This is a genomic window from Desulfofundulus salinus, from assembly GCF_003627965.1.
Lineage (GTDB): Bacteria > Bacillota > Desulfotomaculia > Desulfotomaculales > Desulfovirgulaceae > Desulfofundulus > Desulfofundulus salinus.
The window spans coordinates 2306440-2327116 of record NZ_RBWE01000001.1 but is presented as its reverse complement, the minus strand read 5'-3'; the positions used below and the strand labels follow the sequence as shown (position 1 = coordinate 2327116).

At 54.6% G+C, this 20677-nt stretch carries 19 protein-coding genes; 17 read left to right on the top strand and 2 right to left on the bottom strand.

The window, feature by feature from the left end; all coding sequences use genetic code 11:
• Positions 1-165: 165 nt before the first annotated feature.
• Together D7024_RS11865 and D7024_RS11860 are read left to right on the top strand one after the other, a co-directional pair.
• A complete protein-coding gene (locus D7024_RS11865; RefSeq protein ID WP_243113772.1) occupies positions 166-1569 on the top strand; it encodes a Mur ligase family protein in 1404 nt (467 codons plus the stop codon).
• On the top strand, positions 1541-2263 hold the full coding sequence (locus D7024_RS11860; RefSeq protein ID WP_121451996.1) for a type 1 glutamine amidotransferase: 723 nt from the start codon (positions 1541-1543) through the stop codon (positions 2261-2263). The genes D7024_RS11865 and D7024_RS11860 overlap by 29 nt, the downstream gene beginning before the upstream one ends.
• Before the next feature lie 118 nt (positions 2264-2381).
• Here the strand turns inward: D7024_RS11860 and D7024_RS11855 are convergent, their stop codons facing one another.
• A complete protein-coding gene (locus D7024_RS11855) occupies positions 2382-3524 on the bottom strand; it encodes an iron-containing alcohol dehydrogenase family protein (protein ID WP_121451995.1) in 1143 nt (380 codons plus the stop codon).
• Between the two features lie 466 nt (positions 3525-3990).
• Here D7024_RS11855 and D7024_RS11845 point away from each other — a divergent pair, with 466 nt between their 5' ends.
• Positions 3991-5355 (top strand): acetyl-CoA hydrolase/transferase family protein, encoded by a 1365-nt coding sequence (locus D7024_RS11845; protein ID WP_121451993.1) that lies wholly within the window; start codon positions 3991-3993, stop codon positions 5353-5355.
• Here D7024_RS11845 and D7024_RS11840 read toward each other — a convergent pair.
• The gene (locus D7024_RS11840) at positions 5349-5591 is read right to left on the bottom strand and encodes a DUF3006 domain-containing protein (protein WP_165859355.1); all 243 of its coding nucleotides are present in this window, start codon (positions 5589-5591) and stop codon (positions 5349-5351) included. The two genes, D7024_RS11845 and D7024_RS11840, sit on opposite strands and share 7 nt — an antisense overlap.
• Positions 5592-5849: 258 nt before the next feature.
• On the opposite strand from D7024_RS11840, the gene D7024_RS11835 reads away from it, so the two are divergent.
• The 14 genes from D7024_RS11835 to D7024_RS11770 all read left to right on the top strand — a co-directional run bounded on the left by D7024_RS11835 (position 5850) and on the right by D7024_RS11770 (position 20672).
• Positions 5850-7607: a sigma-54 interaction domain-containing protein gene (locus D7024_RS11835; RefSeq protein WP_121451991.1), complete on the top strand. Its 1758-nt coding sequence runs from the start codon at positions 5850-5852 to the stop codon at positions 7605-7607.
• A gap of 131 nt (positions 7608-7738) precedes the next feature.
• The gene (locus D7024_RS11830) at positions 7739-8554 is read left to right on the top strand and encodes an IclR family transcriptional regulator (RefSeq protein ID WP_121451990.1); all 816 of its coding nucleotides are present in this window, start codon (positions 7739-7741) and stop codon (positions 8552-8554) included.
• A gap of 118 nt (positions 8555-8672) precedes the next feature.
• A complete protein-coding gene (locus D7024_RS11825) occupies positions 8673-9305 on the top strand; it encodes a 4Fe-4S binding protein (protein ID WP_121451989.1) in 633 nt (210 codons plus the stop codon).
• Positions 9286-10728, top strand: a complete 1443-nt coding sequence (locus tag D7024_RS11820; RefSeq protein ID WP_121451988.1) for a hypothetical protein — start codon at positions 9286-9288, stop codon at positions 10726-10728. The genes D7024_RS11825 and D7024_RS11820 overlap by 20 nt, the downstream gene beginning before the upstream one ends.
• Positions 10729-10752: 24 nt before the next feature.
• The gene (locus tag D7024_RS11815; RefSeq protein WP_121451987.1) at positions 10753-11574 is read left to right on the top strand and encodes a nicotinate-nucleotide pyrophosphorylase; all 822 of its coding nucleotides are present in this window, start codon (positions 10753-10755) and stop codon (positions 11572-11574) included.
• 85 nt (positions 11575-11659) lie between these two features.
• Positions 11660-12442: a 2-keto-4-pentenoate hydratase gene (locus D7024_RS11810; RefSeq protein WP_121451986.1), complete on the top strand. Its 783-nt coding sequence runs from the start codon at positions 11660-11662 to the stop codon at positions 12440-12442.
• A 26-nt stretch (positions 12443-12468) separates the two neighbouring features.
• Entirely contained in the window at positions 12469-13365 is an 897-nt protein-coding gene (locus D7024_RS11805; RefSeq protein ID WP_121451985.1) for an acetaldehyde dehydrogenase (acetylating), read from the top strand.
• The gene (dmpG, locus tag D7024_RS11800) at positions 13346-14371 is read left to right on the top strand and encodes a 4-hydroxy-2-oxovalerate aldolase (RefSeq protein ID WP_121451984.1); all 1026 of its coding nucleotides are present in this window, start codon (positions 13346-13348) and stop codon (positions 14369-14371) included. The genes D7024_RS11805 and dmpG overlap by 20 nt, the downstream gene beginning before the upstream one ends.
• A 427-nt stretch (positions 14372-14798) precedes the next feature.
• Entirely contained in the window at positions 14799-16001 is a 1203-nt protein-coding gene (locus D7024_RS11795; RefSeq protein WP_121451983.1) for an iron-containing alcohol dehydrogenase, read from the top strand.
• Between the two features lie 91 nt (positions 16002-16092).
• Positions 16093-16554, top strand: coding sequence for a 4Fe-4S dicluster domain-containing protein (locus D7024_RS11790; RefSeq protein WP_121451982.1), 462 nt, complete (start codon positions 16093-16095; stop codon positions 16552-16554).
• A 13-nt stretch (positions 16555-16567) separates the two neighbouring features.
• On the top strand, positions 16568-18451 hold the full coding sequence (locus tag D7024_RS11785) for an aldehyde ferredoxin oxidoreductase family protein (protein ID WP_121451981.1): 1884 nt from the start codon (positions 16568-16570) through the stop codon (positions 18449-18451).
• A gap of 378 nt (positions 18452-18829) precedes the next feature.
• On the top strand, positions 18830-19063 hold the full coding sequence (locus D7024_RS11780; protein ID WP_121451980.1) for a MoaD/ThiS family protein: 234 nt from the start codon (positions 18830-18832) through the stop codon (positions 19061-19063).
• Positions 19064-19202: 139 nt separating this feature from the next.
• Positions 19203-20105, top strand: a complete 903-nt coding sequence (locus D7024_RS11775; RefSeq protein WP_121451979.1) for a molybdopterin-binding protein — start codon at positions 19203-19205, stop codon at positions 20103-20105.
• Positions 20106-20426: 321 nt separating this feature from the next.
• Positions 20427-20672 carry a hypothetical protein gene (locus tag D7024_RS11770; protein WP_121451978.1) on the top strand — a complete coding sequence of 82 codons (246 nt, stop codon included), beginning with the start codon at positions 20427-20429 and terminating at the stop codon, positions 20670-20672.
• Positions 20673-20677 lie beyond the last annotated feature (5 nt).

The following is a 20677-nucleotide window of genomic DNA, read 5'->3' as shown; positions in this document are numbered from 1 at the left end:
TAAAAGGTAACGACGAAGAATGTTAGTGGCGGGCAATCCGCAGAGAGCCAGAGCCGGCTGAAGCGAGCCGCGGTGCTGTCGGCGCGAAGCACTGGAGTGAGCGGGGACAGCGCCGCATCCAACCGGAATCACTGTATTTCCTCTAACAAGGGGTGCAGGAAAGACTTGGCTTTTCACTTGCGTCTGATCCTTGCCATACTGGTTGCTAAAGTAATCATGTGGCTTGTTCGCCTGCTGGGACGGGGTAAAGGCTCCTCCCTGCCCGGTATGGTGGCCTTGAAAATCTGTCCCGGCATCCTGGGCTGCCTGGCCCGGCAGGCCCGCCGGGGCGTGGTCATGGTCACCGGCACCAACGGCAAGACCACCACGAACAACATGATTGCCCGGGTGGTCAGGGAGGCCGGTTACCGGGTGGTGGTCAACACCGAGGGGGCCAACCTGATTACCGGCGTTACCACCGCTTTTTTAAAGGCCGCATCTCTTTTAGGCCAGGTGGACTGCGACTACGCCCTCCTGGAGGTGGACGAGGCCTCTTTTCCGCGGGTTACCCGCCAGGTACATCCAAGCATAGTGGTGATCACCAACTTTTTCCGGGACCAGCTGGATCGCTACGGGGAACTGGACAAAACCATATCCCTCATCCGTGAAGCCCTGGTTCAGTTGCCGGGGACCAGGCTGGTGTTAAATGCCGATGACCCCCTGGTAGCCCCTCTGGCTGCCTCCACCGGGAAAGAGGCATTTTATTATGGCCTGGGGGAACACCGGCAGGTGACTTCCCTTTCCGCCGCCGCCCGGGAAGGGCGCTTCTGCCCCCATTGCGGGCGGGAGCTATTCTATGCCTACTATCATTACAGCCAGCTGGGTAATTACCGTTGTCCCGGCTGCGGCTTTTCCCGGCCTTTCGCCGATGTGGAGGGAACGGAGGTTTCCCAGGGAGATCACAGGGTAAGTGTCCGCCTGCGTTCACCCGCCGGCTACTATGAACTGGTTATTCCCGTGCCCGGGTTGTATAACCTCTACAACGGCCTGGCGGCTTTTTCGGCCGGCCTTTCCCTGGGCGTGGAGCCGGAAGTGATAATCCGCGCCCTGGCGGGTTACACCCCGGCCACCGGCCGCATGGAAAGATTCCGCTACCGGGATAAGCCGGTGCTCTTAAACCTGGTCAAAAACCCCACCGGGTTTAACGAAGGGTTGGGCGCTTTGCTGTCCCTCCCCGGCCCGGTGGATGTGCTCATTGCCATCAATGACAACGATGCCGACGGCCGGGACATCTCCTGGTTGTGGGACGTGGACTTTGAGGTTCTGGAGGAGCACCACCACCGTTTGAACTCCCTGGTCTGTACCGGGCAAAGGGGAGCGGAAATGGCCGTCAGGCTGAAATATGCCGGGGTGCCCCTTGACAGGATTGTGGTCGAGAATATGCACCGGGCCGTAGAACACGTTTTAAATGGTTCCGGCACCACGGCCTATCTTTTGGCTACCTATACGGCCCTGTGGCCCCTGGAAAGGATTTTAAGTGGTTATGCAAAGAGGGAAAGTCGTGTTGAAAGTCTGCCATCTGTATCCTGACCTGTTAAATCTCTATGGCGACCGGGGTAACGTGATGGCCTATGTTCGCCGCTGCCAGTGGCGCGGGATTGAAGTGGAGGTGCACCGCATTAACCTGGGGGACCCGGTTGACTTCCGGGAAATGGATTTTCTTTTCCTGGGCGGGGGTTCCGACCGGGAACAAAACCTGATGGCCAAAGACCTGGAAAATCGCCGGGAGCTTTTGCATGCGGCGGCGGAGGAGGGGCTGGTGGTTCTGGCCATCTGCGGCGGCTACCAGTTGCTGGGCAAATATTACCGCACCCTGGAAGGCCACGTGATTCCCGGCCTGGGTCTTTTAGACTTCTATACGGAGGCCGGGCGGAAGAGGATGATTGGCAACGTGGTCGTAGAGCTGGAGATCGACGGGGAACGGGTGCGGGTGACCGGATTTGAAAACCATGCCGGTCGCACTTTCCTGGGGCAGATCTCCCCGCTGGGCCGGGTGCTGGTGGGCTACGGCAACAACGGGGAGGACGGCACCGAGGGGGCTCGTTACAAGAATGTCTTTTGCTCCTACCTCCACGGTCCCCTGCTGCCCAAGAACCCCCGGCTTACGGATCACCTCATCTCCCTGGCATTGCGCCGCCGGGGTTTGCCCGCAGAACTTGCTCCCCTGGACGACCGTCTGGAAAGGGCGGCCACTGAAATAATGCTCAAGCGCCTGTTAAAATAAAGGCCCGGGGGAAAGTCCCCCGGCTTTTCTTAAACGGTAGATGGCCCCCGATTTGCCGGGGGCCAATTTGTGTTACCGTTAACGGCAAGATTTCGTGCATTCTGGGCAGTGGATTGGCTTACAGGGCGTTGTCCAATATACCCTCCAGGTCTTCCCGGGAAACAGGGCGTGGATTGGCCTTGGTTGAGCCGGAAGGCAGCGCCTGTTCGGCCATGACCGGTATGTCGTCTGCTTTTAGCCCGAGGGCCTTGAGTCGGGAAGGTATTCCCAGGCGCTGGTTCAGGTTGCGCACCAGTGTTACCAGGGCCCGGGCCTTTTCCGTATCATTGTCGCCGGGCAGGTCCAGGCGCCGGGCCAGGAGGGCGTAATCCCCCGCCGCCACCGGCAAGTTAAATTCCATAACCGGGGGCAGCAAGACGGCACATACCAGGCCGTGGGCTCTTTGGCAACGGTGTCCCACGGGGTGCGCCAACCCGTGCACCACCCCCAGGCGGGCGTTGGCCAGGGCGATCCCGGCCATCAGACTGCCCAGGGCCAGGTTTTCTCTGGCTTCTATGTCCTGCCCGTTTTCCACCGCCCGGGGCAGGCAGGATATGATCAGCTCTGCCGCCTGAAGGCTTAAGGATTTGGTAAGGGGTGTGGCGAAACGGGAGGTCAGGCTTTCGATGGCCTGGGTCAGGGCGTCCATACCGCTGTGCGCCGTGATGTGGGGAGGCGCGGTTAAGGTTAGTTCCGGGTCCACTAAAACGGCCGCGGCCATGAACTGCCGGCCTCTCATGCTGGTTTTGACGTCACGCGCCGGGTCGGTGAACACAGCCGTCGGGGTGGCTTCGGAACCGGTGCCGGCTGTGGTGGGTACCGCCACCCACGGTAAGGCGGCGCCGTCTATTCTTTTGCCGTTCAGGTACTCGGCAACCCGCCCCGGAGCCCCCGCCAGAGCGGCCACCGACTTGGCCGTGTCCAGGGCACTGCCTCCTCCGGCGCCGATAACCACATTGCACCCTTCCCGGTACAACAATTCCCGGGCTTCTTCGGCCATGTCTACCAGTGGCTCGGGAGATACACCGTCATAGATGACGGTGCTTACCCCCGCCTCCTCTAAAATGCCCAGCAGCCTGTCCAGTATGCCGCTTTGCTTTAAAAAGCTCCTGCCGGTAACCAGCAGGGCCCGGTTTCCTAGCCTTTTGGTTTCTTTGCCCAGTTCGGTTATGCAGCCCCGGCCGAAACGGACTAACGGCGGGGTCAGGAAAGTGAAGTCCATGTCTATCACCTTAACTTATTTTGTTAGCATCAATATTGATTATGCTTCTTGCGGGTTCGATCCTTCTTGGCCGGGCAAAATGTTGGCGGAGTCCGCTTCCCGCCCCGGCGGCAGGCTGCATAAAGTCGAAGAAAGTGGCATGTCAAATGACAACTGTCTACACTGTATACAATCTGGCCGCTGGCAGCCGTTAGTCAAAATCCATGGAAAAATCAAATAAAATAAAGTTTTAAACGAGCGACAATTCAGGTATATCCACTGGTATGCCTTTTGCTCTAACAACAACCAAAATCTTCTTCCCGGTTTATGTGCGGCGTTTCCTGCTGGTGAAGGACTTTTTCAAGGGACCTGGCAAAAACTGCTTCGGGGGAAAGGAGAAGTTTTTAGTGCGTGAGATCGTCATCAAGGACTTTTCCTTGGTTAGGGGAGAGAGTGGAAGGGGATAAAGGGCAGGGAGGTATAAAAGGTGAGCTACTGGGAGGAGTACAAAAGAAAACTGGTCAGTGCCGATGAAGCGGTTAAGGTGATTAAATCCGGCGACTGGGTGGAATACGGGCAATTTGCCGGGCAGGTGGTGGATCTGGACGCCGCACTGGCCAGGCGTAAAAAGGAACTGTACGATGTTAAGATCCGGGCGGTAACCCGGGCGGCGGGGGTTCCCAAAGTAGTGCAGGTGGACCCCTACCGGGAACATTTTATCTACAACAACTGGCACTTCAGCGCTATAGACCGGAAGCTGCACGACCAGGAATTGTGTTATTATATCCCCATGCTCTTCCGGGAGATGCCCACCTACTACCGGAAGTACGCGCATGTGGATGTGTGTATGCTGGCGGTAACGCCCATGGACGAACACGGCTTCTTTAACTTTGGTTTAAATAACTCGTCCACCATGGCGGCCATTGAGCGGGCCAAGGTGGTCATTGTAGAAGTCAACAAGAACATGCCCCGCTGCCCGGGCGGGAACCAGGAGTGCATTCATATCTCCAGGGTCGATTATATCGTGGAGAGCAGCAACTGGCCCGTTCCGGAGTTAGCCCAGCCGAAGATAACAGAAGTTGACGAAAAAATTGCCATGCAGATTGTAGAAAACATTGAGGACGGTTCCTGCATCCAGCTGGGTATCGGTGGGATGCCCAATGCGGTGGGGAAGTTGATTGCCGGGTCTGATTTAAAGGATCTGGGCATTCACACGGAGATGATGGTGGATGCCATGATGGACATGTATCTGACCGGCAAGGTTACGGGAAGGCGCAAGAACATCGACAAGTATAAAATGGTGTTTACCTTTGCCATGGGCAGCAAGAAGCTATACGAGTTCCTGCACAATAACCCGGCCGTGGCCAGTTATCCCGTTGATTATACCAACTCACCTCAGGTCATTGCCCAAAATGATAAAGTCGTATCCATCAACAATGCGGTGGAGATCGACCTTTACGGCCAGGTTTGTTCCGAATCTGCCGGCATCAGGCACATCAGCGGTACCGGCGGGCAGGTGGATTTTGTCGAAGGGGCTTTCCTCTCCCGCGGGGGCAAGGCATTCATTTGCATCAGTTCCACCTACCGGGATAAGAACGGCCAACTGCGCTCCCGCATTGTGCCCACACTGACTCCCGGGTCGATTGTAACCACATCCCGAGCCACGGCCATGTACGTGGTAACAGAATACGGGATGGTCAACCTGAAGGGCAAGGCCACCTGGGAGCGGGCAGAGGCGTTGATTTCCATTGCCCATCCCATGTTCCGGGATGAACTGGTCAAGGAAGCCGAAAGGTTAAAAATCTGGACCCGTACCAATAAACTGGCCGGTGCCAAAGTTGTTAGTTATTGATCGCGACTGGCCCGGGAAAACCACTGGACCCCAGGCCTGTTTTTTTCTTTTGCCTGCCCCGGTTTCTTGTGGCGTTTTAAAGGGGAATCGCGGTTAATTTTAATGGCAATATCCAGCACGTCACTTTCCATGGTTTCTTCGGGCAGGTAGGTGCGGGGCAGGATTATTTTGTATTCTTCCCGGCCCAGCAGGATTACGGCAAATTCTCCCCCCATCCGGTCCACAACGGCCTTCATCAACCAACCCCCTTTCGCCTGCAAGTACTCTATTTTTAATATATTTAGGCGCAATGTTGTCATTTCCTTTAATATTCAAAACTTTCTTTTTATCGTTGCCTTAATTGTTTTGTTTTGGATATGTTTTTTAGTTTGGTACACCTCCAAAAAGTGCTGATTATTGCTTGGGAAAGAAAGGGAGGATTTAAGGACGATGTATAGAAAAAAGTAGATCAGGTGTAAACATAAATAGAATGCCTGGCGGTGAGGTGGACGGGCTTGGGCAAGAAGGTCAGACCGGCGGAGACATTAACACTGGCTCTGGATGACATTTTAGATTCACTGGCCAGTAATGTCGTTGCCGTAAACAAGTTGGGGGAGATCATTTACTGCAGCCCCCAGTTCGCCCGCTACCTTGAGTTGCCAAGGGAAGAATTAATTGGCCGCCATATTAATGAGTTTTTCCCGGGTACGCCACTGTTGGAGGTGTTGAAGGACGGGCGGCCGCAGCTGGGACGCCGCCTGCAGCTGAAAGACGGGGTTTACCTGGTCAACCGCACTCCCATCTGGCGTAACGGGGAGATAGTGGGTGCCATATCGGAATTTCAAAATATCAATGAAATCCAGAATATCATCGACGAGCTTTCCAGCGATAACGCGCGCATCCGGGAGCTGAAAAATTTACTGGAGCTAATTCTGGATCTGTCCAGTGACGGGATCGTGGCCATAGACCGGAATTACGTGATTACCATGGCCAACCATAATTTTGCCAGCTTCTTTAACAAAACCCCCGAAGAAATTATCGGCAAAAACGTTTATGAAGTGTACGGGGAGAGCAAGCCCATCTTCCCCCGGGCCATGGAGACGGGGGAAGCGGAATATGGATATTTGGGCAACCTCAACGGCCATGAAGTTATCGCCAACCGGGTGCCCCTGGTCCGGGACGGGGAAATTGTCGGGGCCCTGGGAGTGGTGGCCTTTCGGGATGTGGAAGAGTTATACGCCCTGATCAAAAAGATCCGCCATCTCAAAAGCGAGCTGGATTACTATAGAGGCGAGCTGGAGCGGGTTCACCGCAGCAAGTTCAGCTTTGACCAGATTGTCGGCCGCAATAAACAATTTGAAGCCGTCAAAGAAACGGCCCGCCGGGTGGCCATGACCAGTTCCACCGTCCTCATCCTGGGGGAGAGCGGCACCGGCAAGGAACTTTTTGCCCACGCCCTGCATACTGAAGGCCTGCGCAGCAAGGGCCCCTTTATCAAGGTCAACTGTGCGGCGGTGCCCGAGAATCTCCTGGAATCGGAGTTATTCGGCTACGTGGAGGGGGCCTTCACCGGAGCCCGCAAGGGCGGCCAGCCGGGCAAATTTGAGCTGGCCCACGGGGGAACCATTTTTTTGGATGAAATTGGCGATATGCCCATGTCCATGCAGGCGAAACTCCTGCGGGTTCTGCAGGAAAAGGAAATTGAACGGTTGGGGGACACCAGGCCCCGCCGCGTCGATGTCCGGGTTATCGCGGCTACCAACCAGAACCTGGAAGAACTGATCGGCAAAGGCCGCTTCCGGGAAGATTTGTATTACCGCATCAACGTGGTCACCTTAAATATTCCCCCTTTGCGGGAACGCATGGATGACCTGGAACTCCTGGTGGAGCACTTCATTAAACATTTCAACCGCCAGTTCGGCCAGCGGGTAACCGGGGTTTCCCCGGAGGTCATGGAAATACTGATGAACCACCACTGGCCGGGCAATGTGCGGGAACTGGAAAATGTTTTGGAACGGGCCTATAACGTGCTGGACGGCACCGTTATCCAGAAAAAACACCTGCCCCTCTACCTGCAAAAGGCCGGCCTGGCCCGAGGGCAGCGGGCAAATCACAGTGGCCTGCCCAGGCTGGTGGAAGAGGCGGAAAGAGAAGCCATTTTAGAGGCCCTGGCGGCCACCAAAGGCAACAAGCGGCAGGCGGCCCAACTGCTGGGTATATCCCGGGCCGGCCTGTACAAGAAGTTGAAACGGTATCAAATAGAGTGTGGCTAAAGATTTTTCAAGGGCCGGCACCTTGAGTTCAGGGAACCGGCCAGCGAGTTTTGCAGGTTAATACATGAACAGGATGCGATATTATAAAATAAGAAAAAGTTCAGAAGAAGTAGCAAAGGAGGCAGTTGTCTGTGGCAAGAACCAGGAGCAGAAGTGGAACCGCGCAGGAAATAAATACCATTCAATCAGTGGAAAGGGCAATCAAGATCCTGGAGTATCTGTGTCGTGGACCGGTTTCCCTTTCTGAGCTCAGCCGGGAACTGGGGCTTCATAAAAGTACTGCCTTTGGATTACTGCAAACTCTGGTTAAACACAACTATGTGCACCAGGAGATCAAAACGGGCCGGTACCGGCTGGGTTATCGAGTTTTAGCCCTGGGTGGGGCTTTTCTCGAGCACTGTGATCTGCGTGAAATTGCCTCTCCTTATTTGCAACAACTGGTGAATGAACATGGGGAAACAGTGCACCTGGTGATTATGGACGACGGCCAGGTGGTTTACGTGGATAAAATTGACAGCCCGCAATCCATCCGCATGGTCTCCCGCATCGGGAGACGGCTGCCTGCCCATTGTACCGGCGTGGGGAAGGCAATTCTGGCCTATCTTCCCGAAGAAAAGGCGCAGGCCATTGTTAAAAAGCGGGGGCTGCCCAGATTTACCGCCAACACTATCACCACCTGGGAAGAATTGAGTGCGGAGCTGGCACGGATCCGGGAAGAAGGGGTATCCTACGACCGGGAGGAAATTGAAGAGGGGCTGCGCTGCGTAGCGGCACCCCTTATCGGTTATGGTCAATGCCCGGTGGGAGCAATCAGCGTTTCCGGACCGGCGTCACGAATGACGGAGGAGAAAATGTCCCGTATTGCCGGGTCCCTTAAGAAGGTGGCCGGGGAGATTTCCCGGCAGATGGGCGCGGGTGTTGAGCTGAATGGTTACAGCAAAATTTAGACTTATCCTCTAAAAAGGAATTTTTTTTGATGATTAGCAGGGATTTAGATTAAGAAGGCGAATTATATTCTACACAGACGCATAGTATTTGATAATGTCAAACAAGGGGGGGTGGACCGTGCGCGCAGTAACCTTATACGCGGTAGTAGATGTGGATAAATGTAAGGGCTGCACGCGCTGTGAACGGGTGTGTCCGGTGCTGGCCATTAAGGTGGAAAACAAAAAAGCAGTGGTAGACCCGGAAAACTGTCTGGGTTGTGCCAACTGCGAACAGCGCTGTCCGGAAATGGCCATCACCATGGCCCACCTTGAACAGTCGCGGGTAGTACAGGAGAGCCTGGCGGGGGTAGATATGGCGGCTGTCAATGATCTCTGCCGGAGAGCGCATCTGCATCCCAAACAGATTATCTGCTACTGTACGGCTACCAGGGCCGAGGAAGTGGCGGCGGCGGTACTCAAGGGAGCGAAATCTCCGGAAGAGATCTCCCGGCGCACAGGTGTACGTACCGGGTGTAAGGTGGAGTGTATCCAGCCGGTATTGCGGTTGCTGCATGCAGCGGGAATTGTACCGGAGCGGCCTGCCAGAGGTTATCAATGGTATGGCTTGACGCCTACGGTTTGGGATATTCCGGAAGAGGTTAAGAAAAAATATGCCCAACGCGGGTTTTACTTCGATGAAGACCGTAAACTGCTGGATTCGCTGGTAGAAACCAGTGAAAGGGGGGAAATAAATGTTACGCGCACCGATTAAGCCCTTGCCGCCGCGTCGTTCCCAGTACGGGGTAGCACCCGAGCTGGTCCGCAAGCGGGCCGCAGAGTTGCCGGAAATGGTTTCCGTGCTGGTACGGGATCTCTTTCCGGACGCGGCGCCGGTAATTTACCCGGGTGAGGGCGGCCTGGAGGTGATCCGGGAAGCCACCCGGAAGCAGATGGAAAAAGTGGACCTGAGCATGATCAAACCCGGCGACTCGGTAAATGTGCTGGGTTCACACCACGGTTTTACTTTACTGGGTGGAGCACCATATGCCGAGATGCTCAGGACCATCCGGGATGTGGTGCGGGAACGCACGGGATGTACGGATATACGCCTGCGGGTAGGTGTGGGGCTGCGTTTCCGGGAGAGCGAAGAATATATTAAGGCATTTGGCCTGGACGAATACTACGAAGGCAAGGCCGCCGGCGTGGCTCCGGTGGATGAGGGGGTTGCCATCGAGACCGAAATCGGCACTCTTTACGGCATCAAAAAAATATACGATGCCCGGTGGATCATCCACGCCCACAACAGTGACGTGCGGGAAGTGCATTTCCACCGTCAGGTGGACCGGGCTGTAAAACCCTTCGGTATGTCCTATGCGCGGATAGAAACCCGCTCCACTTATCACCAGAACCTGGGTCCACGGGCGGCCAACTTTGTGGCCAGGGCAATCTTTGATTCTCCTTTTGTTCAGGAAAAATTTGCCTGCGCCGTATTTCTGATGATGTCGCCCAGCGGGGTGGTAGGGGTGGACGCGGACAACGACCTCTATGCGCTCAACGACCGGGTTACTTATCTGGGTTGCCGGGATTATGGCAAGATGATGACCCTGCTGGGTGAGATTGATGAGGCCATCACCATTCTGGACTTCCCCAGCCCGGTGCCATATGTATTTGCGGCGGGGGTCATTTTCGCCAACTTCGCCGGAGCTAACCGTGACCTTTTCGACCTGGACGATCCGCTGCCGCCGTACACCTGGTATACGGAGGCCTTCTACGGTGAAGACGGGCGGCCGCTGATCGAAGGGGTGCCGCCGGTAAATCCGGCGATTAAGGTAGTTATCCATAACTATGCCTGGGGTGGGTATCCCAGCGCCTTCTTTACCGAGCATATCCCGACCATTGTAGTGGGCAGGGAACAGGCAGAGCTGCTTAACCGGGATCCGCAGAACATCAGCTACACCAGGCACACGTTGCTGGCGGAGGATTTGGACACGGCAGTGCGTTTTGCCAAGCGGGTTGCGGGTACGGATAAGATCCTTGCCTTTGACGGTGCTTCAGGAGCTTTGAACGTCAGCCGTTCCCTGGGTGAATACCTGCTGCAGAAAGCACCTCTCGTTTCACGTCGAGTAGACGGGGAACTGCTTCCCAAATGGTTGAAGCAGAGGGGCATCGATCCGTCTCGATTTAAGATTTGTTAAGGAGCTGGCAGGAGGTTGGCTCAAATGGAAAAGCACATTCTCCCTCCCGATGATATTCGCTGTTCCATCTTCAAAGGGATGGAAAATCGTATCTTCCAGGCCGGGGTGGTCTTTACCCAGCCGGCGGTGGTGGCCGGTCTGAGCGAAAGCATCGATGAGGCTCGTTCTTTGGGGCTGGAAGTACGCAGTCAGGTGCGGGAGGGAATGAGTGTGCTGGCCGGTCAGGCGGTATTCACTCTTATCGGGCCGGCCATGACCCTGGCCGTGGCCGAAGATCGAGTGTTGGGTTGGATCGGCAAGGCTTCCGGCGTAGCCACCGCCGCCCGTTCGTTCCGTGAGATGCTTCCCGGCCGTATCCGGGTGGTGTGTGGAGGATGGAAAAAGCTTCCTTTGCCCTGGCGACAGAATTTGCGCCGGGCTGCGGCAGTGGGCGGTGTGGCCACCCGGATCGTGGATGATCCCTTCATCTACCTGGATAAAAACTATATCCGTATGTTTGGAGGTATCTCCAGCACCCTGCAGGCGGTAGCGGCTCTGCCCGGTAAAAAGGTCATCCAGCTGCGCGGTGAGTGGGGCGACATTACCGAAGAGGCTGCCCAGGCGGCAACCAATGGAGCTGCCGTCTTAATGGTAGACACCGGCCGCGTGGAAGATGTGACCCTTGTGGCCGGGTACCTGCGCAGGCGTGGATGGCGGCAGGGAGTGCGCCTTGCTTTTTCCGGGGGAATCACCAGGGAAGATCTGCCGGCCATCGCAGAGCTGGATGTGGACATTATAGATATAGGGCGTTCAGTGCTGGATGCGCCGCTAGCTGATCTGCGCTTTGAAGTTCTGGGGCCGGCGTAGGGTGCAGTACCGGATATAATGTCCGTCTGATTTTGTATAATCCCAAAACATTGTTCTGTAATATCAAATAGATGGAGTTGAGACCATGCCGCAAATTGAAGAATGGGCCGGGCGGTTACTGCAGGCTGAAGAAACTGGAATGCCCATCGAACCGCTGACAGCAGCCTGGCCGGAAATAGATATTCCCACGGCCTATCAGATTCAATTGAAGGTAATAGAACGCAAGTGTGCCCGGGGCCAAAGGGTGGTGGGGATGAAGATTGGCCTGACCAGCAGGGCCATGCAACAGATGCTGGGGGTTTATGAGCCAGATTATGGTCATATTCTGGACACCATGGTTCTGATTGAGGGTGAACCGGTACGCCTGTCGAGGCTGATTCAGCCCAGGGTAGAAGCAGAAATAGCTTTTGTGCTGCGGGAGCGGCTAACCGGCCCCGGGGTTACCGTGGCCGATGTATTACGGGCCACGGCGGGAATAATGCCCGCATTAGAGATTATTGACAGTAGAATCAGGGACTGGAAGATAAAAATTCAGGATACCATTGCCGACAATGCTTCCTCGGCGGCCATTATTCTGGGTGGGACGTTAATGCCGGTGGAAGGGTTGGACTTGCGCCTGCTCGGGCTGGTACTGGAAAAGGATGGGGAAGTCTTTGCTACCGGGGCGGGAGCCGCAGTGCTTGGCCACCCGGCGGCGGCGGTGGCCTGGCTGGCCAACGCGGTGGCCCGCTACGGGTTGAGCCTGGAGCCGGGTATGGTGGTGCTTTCCGGTTCGTTCACCCAGGCAGTGGCGGTGAGTCCCGGTTCGGTGATCCGCGCTTCTTTCGACCGCCTGGGCACGGTAACCGCAAGATTTGTAGATGCTTAATTTTCAACTTTGAGGAGGATGTTCTCTTGGAAAAAATAAAGGCAGCCATCGTCGGGCCGGGTAACATCGGTACCGACCTGATGTACAAACTGTTGCGCAGCAAATACGTGGAAGTAGCCATGATGGTGGGGATTTACCCGGAGTCCGAGGGCCTGGCCCGGGCCAGATCACTGGGCATTAAAGCCTCACACGAAGGGATCGACGCAGTATTGCGGGAACCGGAGATCAAGATTGTCTTTGACGCTACCGGAGCCAAGCCTCATCTCAAACATGCTCCCCTGCTGCGGGAGGCGGGCAAAATTGCCATCGACCTCACTCCGGCGGCGGTGGGTCCTTACGTGGTCCCGGTGGTTAACATAGATAAGCATCTGGATGCCATGAACGTGAACATGGTTACCTGCGGTGGTCAGGCCACCGTGCCCATCGTAGCAGCTATTAACCGCGTTGCAGGTGTCCAATATGCGGAAATCGTTTCCTCCATTGCCAGCAAGAGCGCGGGGCCGGGTACGCGCCAGAATATCGATGAGTTTACTGAGACCACGGCCAAAGCTCTGGAAGTGGTGGGTGGAGCTCAAAAGGGCAAGGCCATTATTATCCTTAATCCAGCCGATCCCCCAATTATGATGCATAACACCATCTACACTCTGGTGGAGCATCCGGATGAGGATAAAATTCGCGCTGCAGTACTCGACATGGTACGGCGCATTCAGGAGTACGTTCCCGGTTACCGGCTCCGGGTAGAGCCGCTGGTGGAAGGAAACAAGGTGACTACGATCATCGAAGTGACCGGGGCGGGGGACTTCCTGCCCACTTATGCGGGCAACCTGGACATTATGACTTCGGCTGCTGCACGGGTGGGCGAGTTGATGGCCATGCGCCTGCTGGGTATTTACAACCGGAAGGATGTGGAAAGCTGTGCCTAAGATCAGAATTATGGACACCACCTTGCGGGACGGGATGCACGCCATGGCCCACCAGTTCACCCCGGAACAGATGGCCAGGGTGGCGGCCGCCCTGGATGAGGCCGGCGTGGACGTAATCGAAGTTTCTCACGGCGACGGCCTGGCCGGTTATTCGTTCCAGTACGGCTTTGCCGCGGCTACAGACGAGGAGTATCTGCGAGCAGTTGCTCCAGTGCTCAAGCGGGCAAAGCTGGCGGCCCTGGTACTGCCCGGTATCGGTACTTGTAAGGACATGCAGATGGCGGTGAAGGCCGGGGTAAAGGTCTTCCGCATTGCCACCCACGTTACTGAAGCAGACATATCGGAAGAACACATGGGCCTGGCCAAAGAGATGGGGGCGGAAGTAGTAGGCTTTCTGATGATGTCCCACACCGTAGACAAGGAGAAGATTGCCGAGCAGGCCAGGTTGATGGAAAGTTACGGTGCGGACGTGGTCTATGTGGTGGACTCGGCAGGGGCCATGACCCCACAGGAGGTTAAAGAAAAGGTCAGCTATGTGCGCTCCTGCCTGAAGATTCCGGTGGGCTTCCATGCTCATAACAACCTGGGACTGGCCATCGGCAATACACTGGCAGCAGTGGAAGCCGGGGCCACGGTGGTGGATGGGACCCTGCGCGGCCTGGGGGCCGGGGCAGGTAACGCGCCTACCGAAGTGCTGGTGGCAGCCCTCAAAAAGGTTGGCTGCGAGGTAGGTGTGGATCTCTATAAGATCATGGATGCTGCCACTGTTCTGGAGCCCATGATGCGCCGCCCGCAGGTGATCGATAATGCGTCCATCATGCTGGGTTATGCCGGCGTGTACTCCAGTTTCCTCCTGCACACCTACCGGGCGGCGGAGAAGTTTGGCCTGGACCCGCGGGACATTTTAATGGAACTGGGGCGCCGCAAGATTGTAGGCGGTCAGGAAGACTACATTATTGACGTGGCTTACGAGATGGCTCAGAATAAACAGGTTGTGGCTGGCTGATAAACTGCTTGATATGCCATACAGCAATGGGGGTTCGGTTCCGGAAAGAAACCGGACCCCTGTACCTGAGCATCTTTATCACGATTACTATAATAAATTCTAAAAAATTATTTAAAAATTTTTAGGGGGAATGGAAGGAGTTTTAAAAATAATGTCGAACAATGGTAATTATAAGAAAACAGAATAGAGTTTGTTAATGTCAAACACGTGAAGGGTCGGCGTTTTTCAAAGCGGCGGGGTCTCTAGTTGCTATAAACAGAATAGAGTTTGGCATTATCAAACAAACCTGACGAGCTTTAAAGAAACCCGAGGAGGTGAGTTTTAGAAAAGATAGCGAAACCTGGAGGTAAAAGTAAATTCAACGGTAGTACTTGTGGTAGTTTAAGTCTCATGGGAAAATACTAATGTTTAAGGAGGTTGTATTATTATGTTCCCAATGCTCAAAGTGGTTCAGTACTATACCCCTCAAAAAGTAGTGTTTGGTGTTAATGCTGTAGACAACATTGGCCAGTATATCAAGGAGATGGGTATAAGCGGAAAGGCTGTTATTGTAACTGATCCCGGGGTGGCTCAGGCGGGGATCGCTGACCGGGTAGTACAGGCCCTCAAGAAAGATGGGTTTGAAGCAGCGGTTTTTGACCAGGGTAAGCCCGAGCCGGATAATGTGGTCTGTGACCAGGCTGCTGAATTTGCCCGTAAAGAGGGTGGCAGCTTCGTAATTGGTCTGGGTGGCGGCAGTGCTATCGACATCGCCAAGGTGGCTGCTCAGCTCCTGGCGCTGCCGGGTAAAACTGAGGATTATCTGGTTAATACCACCTTCCCCAAAAAGGGTGCGCCTATTATTGCCGTTCCCACCACGTCCGGAACCGGTACCGAATGTACGATGTATTCTGTGGTAACCTTTGCTAAAGATGGTATTAAAGGCTTCTTCGCCACGCCGGCCATCCTGCCGGATATGGCACTGGTGGATCCTACCCTGAGTGTAAGTATGCCGCCTAAAGTTACTGCTTCTACGGGTGCCGACGCCCTGTCGCATGCTATCGAGACGATGATGGCCAGGCAGGAAAACCCGCTTACTGATGCAATTGCTCTAAAGGCGGTTGAGTTCATCGCAGAGGCCCTGCCGGTGGCCGTTTACGAAGGGGATAACCTGGAAGCTCGAGTTAAGATGGCTTATGCTTCAATGATGGCCGGCATGGCTTTTAATGATCCAGGAATCGTAGAGGGGCATGCTCTGGCGCATACATTAGGTTCCGTATACCATGTACCGCACGGTGTTGGTTGTGCAGTGGCCCTGCCCTACGCGATGGAGTATAACATGGGGCACTGCATGGAGAAACTGGCTCGCATTGCCGTGGCTTTAGGCCAGAATACCGCCGGCATGAGCGTCCGCCAGGCTGCCCAGGCTGCTGTACAAGCGGTCAAACAGTTGCTGGAAGATGTTGGTCTTCCCACGACATGGGCTCCCTTCGGTAAGAAGGAAGATATTCCAATGTTAGCCGGGATGATGGTTGAGAGCCCATGGATTACCGCTTTTTACGGCTGGTCCAAGCGGCCGATGACCAGAGAGGCGGCAGTAGAACTGCTGACCAGAAGTTATGAAGGCCGTCTTGGGGATAAACTGTATTAAAGCCCAGGGCTTGGGGGAGTAGGTGAGAAAGTTTTTTGTCTCCCTGCTCCCTTTCCCTGCATTGATAATTACGTTCTGGAGGTGACCACGCGTGTCTAAGGTGCTGGTAGTGGACCCGTCTTTATGCACCGGGTGCCACCGTTGTGAAATGTGGTGCTCGCTAACTAAATACGGTGAAATAAATCCTTCCCGAAGCAATGTTTATGTGATACGCCGGGAGCCGGCGGTGGATGTGCCCGTAGTATGTATGCAGTGCGGCTTATGTATAGATGTTTGTCCCACCGGGGCACTTAAGCGGGATGGTGCTACTGATGCGGTGGTGGTGGATGAAAATATTTGCACCGGCTGCGGTACCTGTGTGAAGGTTTGCCCTTATGGAGTGCTCAGAGTTGATGAAGAAACAGAAGTAGCGGCCAAGTGTGACCTGTGCTCCGGTTCACCGGCATGTGTCAACCATTGCCCGCATGGTGCTCTTCGATACGAGGATGCAGGTAAAGCTGCGGCCAGGCGCCGGGAGATTTGGGCTATGGCCCACGGAGTAAGGATCAGATAGGAGGTGCTGGTAAATGTGGTACGGATTTGCCGGTAAGCTGCTGCGGGTTAACCTGACCAGTGGTGAATTCAAGGTAGAGGAACTGGATAAAAATGAATTGCGCAAGTATATGGGTTGTGTCGGTTATGCAGCCAGGCTTCTCTATCAGGAAATGCCCGGTGGCATTGATCCACTGGCTCCAGAAGCTAAAGTGGTGCTGGCCACTGGTGCAGTAACCGGGACCCTTTGTCCCAGCGGTGGAAGCTACGAGGTGTGCTACAAGTCACCTTTGACCGGCACCTGGAATCAGGCCCGGTCAGGGGGGGCTTTTGGTCCAAAGCTTAAGTATGCGGGGTTTGACTTTGTGGTCATTGAAGGTAAGGCAGAGGAGCCTGTCTACGTATATATCCACGATGGTGAGGTGGAGATCAAACCCGCTAAACACTTGTGGGGGCTTAACGTTGAAGAAACTACAGATGCCCTGATTCGCGAACTTGATGATCCTGAGATATCTGTGGCTGCCATAGGGCAGGCAGGCGAAAATGGGGTTCTGTATGCTGCTCTGATCAATGACAGGGGACGGGCTGCCGGTCGCGGCGGTATTGGAGCAGTGTTTGGCAGTAAAAATTTGAAGGCGGTTGTGGTGAATGGCCGTGGTGGCATTAAAGTGGCCCGCCCGAAGGAATTTGCGGAGGCCGTTGAGAAGGCAGAGCAGTGGTTAAAGAATTACCCCTTCGGCAGCATTCCTTCTCTGGGTACGGTTGGCCTGGTATCGTTAAACAACAGCCTGGGAATCCTGCCGACAAAGAACTTCCAAACGGCCCATTTTGAAAAGGCCGATCAGATTTCGGGTGAGCTTCTCAACCGGAAATACCAAATTAAACGGCGGGCTTGTTATGGTTGCAGCTTCGCCTGTGGGCGTTATACTTCAGTGGGTAGTGGAAAGTTTGCTACACCTCCCATGGAGGGTCCGGAATACGAAACTGTAGATATGTTGGGGCCCATTTGTGGGGTTGCCGACCTGGAGGCTATTATTAGAGGCAATTACCTGTGTAATGTTTATGGTTTGGATACAATTAGTACGGGCATGAGCATTGCTTTTGCTATGGAGTGCTATGAAAAGGGGTTGCTAACTGACAGGGACACGGAAGGAATGCCTTTGCGGTGGGGCGATGGGGAAGTAATGGTAAAATTGGTGGAAAAGATTGCCCACCGGGAAGGAATTGGTGCATTGCTGGCCCAGGGTGTAAAACGTATGGCTGAACAGCTCGGTCCTGCTGCTGAAGAGGCAGCTATCCATGTGAAAGGACTTGAACTGCCGGCTCACGAGCCGCGTTCTGAATCTAAGGTGCTTGCTGTGCAGTATGCCGTTTCTCCGCGGGGGGGCTGTCATATGCACCCCAACTGGGCAAGCACCTGGGACTTTGGTCAACTTGACTGCGGCATGAAGGAATTCGGTATACCCTGGCCGCCCACAGGGATGCAGGATGAATCGCCGCAGAAAGGTGTTGTTTACCGGTATGTGGCGTTACAGGGTGAAATCAGCGAAATCCTGGGGGCATGTATCTTCTACTCGTGGGGTACTGAAGGCAGCTGTATCACGCCGCAGCTTTACGCCGAGATTGTCAGTGCTCTCACCGGGTGGGACGTAACAGCAGCAGAACTAATGACGGCAGCAGAGCGTTCCTGGAATCTCAAGCGGTGTTTTAACGCCCGTGAAGGTTTCACCCGCAAGGATGATAAGTTGCCCGGGCGGTTTGCTCAGGCCATCCCGGATGGTCCTTCTGCAGGGGCCAGGGTGGAGAATCTGGATGCTATGCTGGATGCGTATTATGAGGCCATGGGTTGGGACAGGCAGACCGGCCTTCCTGCTCCTGAAAAACTGAGGGAGCTGGGCCTGGAATTTGCGATAAACTAACATAGAAAGGGTAGCTTCATTACCGCTGTTCCTCCATGACATGTGTATAAATTCGCCCTGAGCTCCCGTAAAAGTAAAAGTTCAGTAAAACTGCCGTTAACTGCAAAGGAACGGCGTTGTCCAGAGCGAACGATTTTGCGGAGCGCCGGTAACAGCACCCGGTGAACCCAGCACTCACTGGCAGTGGTGCTCTTTCTAAGCCTGCTATGAAAGATAGTGAGCGGCATGTTTTTCCTCGTATGGCTTTTTCAGTGAGTGCTGGGCGGCCCGAAGCGCGCCGCGGTGCTGTCGGCGCGGAGCATATGAGTGAGCGGGACAACGCCGTTCCTCAATCGGGTTGACTGAACACTTACCCGTAAAAAAGGAGTTTAGATAGGAATGCAGGTGACAGTAAAGTTATTGGGTATTCTTTCTTTTTCTTACCCTGCCTTCGGCAAGTTTCATCCTGTTCAACTAAAAGAAGGAGAGACAATTAGAGAGTTACGGGAACGTTTAGGGCTGCCTTTGAATGAGGTTCGCTTTGTTTCCGTTAATGGAAAAATGGTGGGAGAAGAGTATGTGCTGGTTGAGGGAGATGAGGTTGTTTTCCTACCGGCGGCCAGCGGGGGGTAAGAGACTGTGAAAAATTTTATGAAACGAAAGAGTTAGATACGTGTTTTTTCCTGCCATTGCTGACGTTTCTTCAGCGGCTATTTTTCCGGGTGAGGCATTTATCTTAACTTAATTTAGCTTTATCAGGAGATGGTTATTCTTGGAACTCGACCTGCTGCAAAAAACCGAGCTCTGGATTACCGGTATTGAACTTCACGGGGCAAATCTTAACGAAATAGCCGCCGTTACCGCCCGTGTATTGGGATTACCTGCTGAAGCTGTGATGGTGGTAGATGTGCGGGACCGGGTGGTGGTGCTGGATATCATGCGGCGTACAGTGATGGCTGAACAAATTGTAGGGCGGGAAAAAGAACTGCTTTCAGCCCTGAATCGCGTACCAGGGGTACGGGCTACATCCAGTACGGCTGTTCACGCCCAGGGCATATTGGGCCTGATTGCCGCCGATCCGGAACAGCGGGAGGAATTACTGGAGCGATCCACCCGCCTGGCTCAGCAGGTAAGGGCCGGTGTGGCCCGGCGGGGGGTGGTTTTTGCTTCCGGCCGGGAAGTCCAGGAAGGTCTGATTGAAGATACAAATTCGCCTTATTTGATCAGCCTGTTTGAGCAGCATGGCTACCGGATGCGTTTTGGAGGCATTCTGCCGGACGACCTGCATCTGATTACCGGCCGCCTCCGGTCGGCAGTGGCAGATGGTTACGGCCTTGTTATCACCACCGGCGGGGTTGGTGCGGAGGATAAAGACTGGATGGTGGAGAGCATTTCCCGGCTCGACCCAGCGGCGGCGACCCCCTGGATCCTCCATTTCCACGCCGGAAAGGGACGCCATTTGAAAGACGGCGTGCGCATTGCAGTAGGTCAGGTAGAATTAACCACTCTGGTGGCTTTACCAGGTCCTCACGATGAAGTACGGCTGGCGGCTCCCGTCCTGCTGGAAGCGTTGGAAGCAGGTTGGGGCAAAGAAATTCTGGCCGGCGCACTGGCCCGGGTGTTGCGGGAAAAGTGGCGCCGGGCGATGGTTCACGAGCACCATTCCGGGCGATGATCTCCGGTTAGCTTACTTGAGTTTTTGTGTGTTTTTTCTGCAAAAAAGTAAACAGGGACTGGTAGGTGACATACCGGTGCCGTTCTCATCTTTTGGGGGCGATGGTTTACGAACACCGTCAATGAAAGTGCGGGGAGTATCTTCGCCCCCTAAGTATTTTTGTTTCTAGTTAGCCAGGATTACATGAGTCAATGCTTTCCTTCCGGAATTTGTCCCAAAGTAGGGGAGTGCCCTGCGGGTGCGGCGTGTAGCAATCTGGCCGGGCGATTAGAGCGTGCCCAGTTTAACCACTAAATGGTTGTGGTAAGGGGTCATCTTGCTGTGAAAGTAAAAGTTAAGCTGCTTGCACCTTTTAAGTTCTGTGACGATACTGCAGAGGTCGAGTTAGATATGCCTCGAAATAGTACCGTGAGGGATTTAGTCAGTTTAATTGCTGAGCGAAGCAACATAGATAAATATGGCCGGGACCAGGTAATGATTCTTGCCGGCAACAAAATAGTTGGTTATGAAGACCTGATTGACAAAGACATGGAGGCATGGATTATGCTACAGCCTATGGGAGGTTAAGGTGA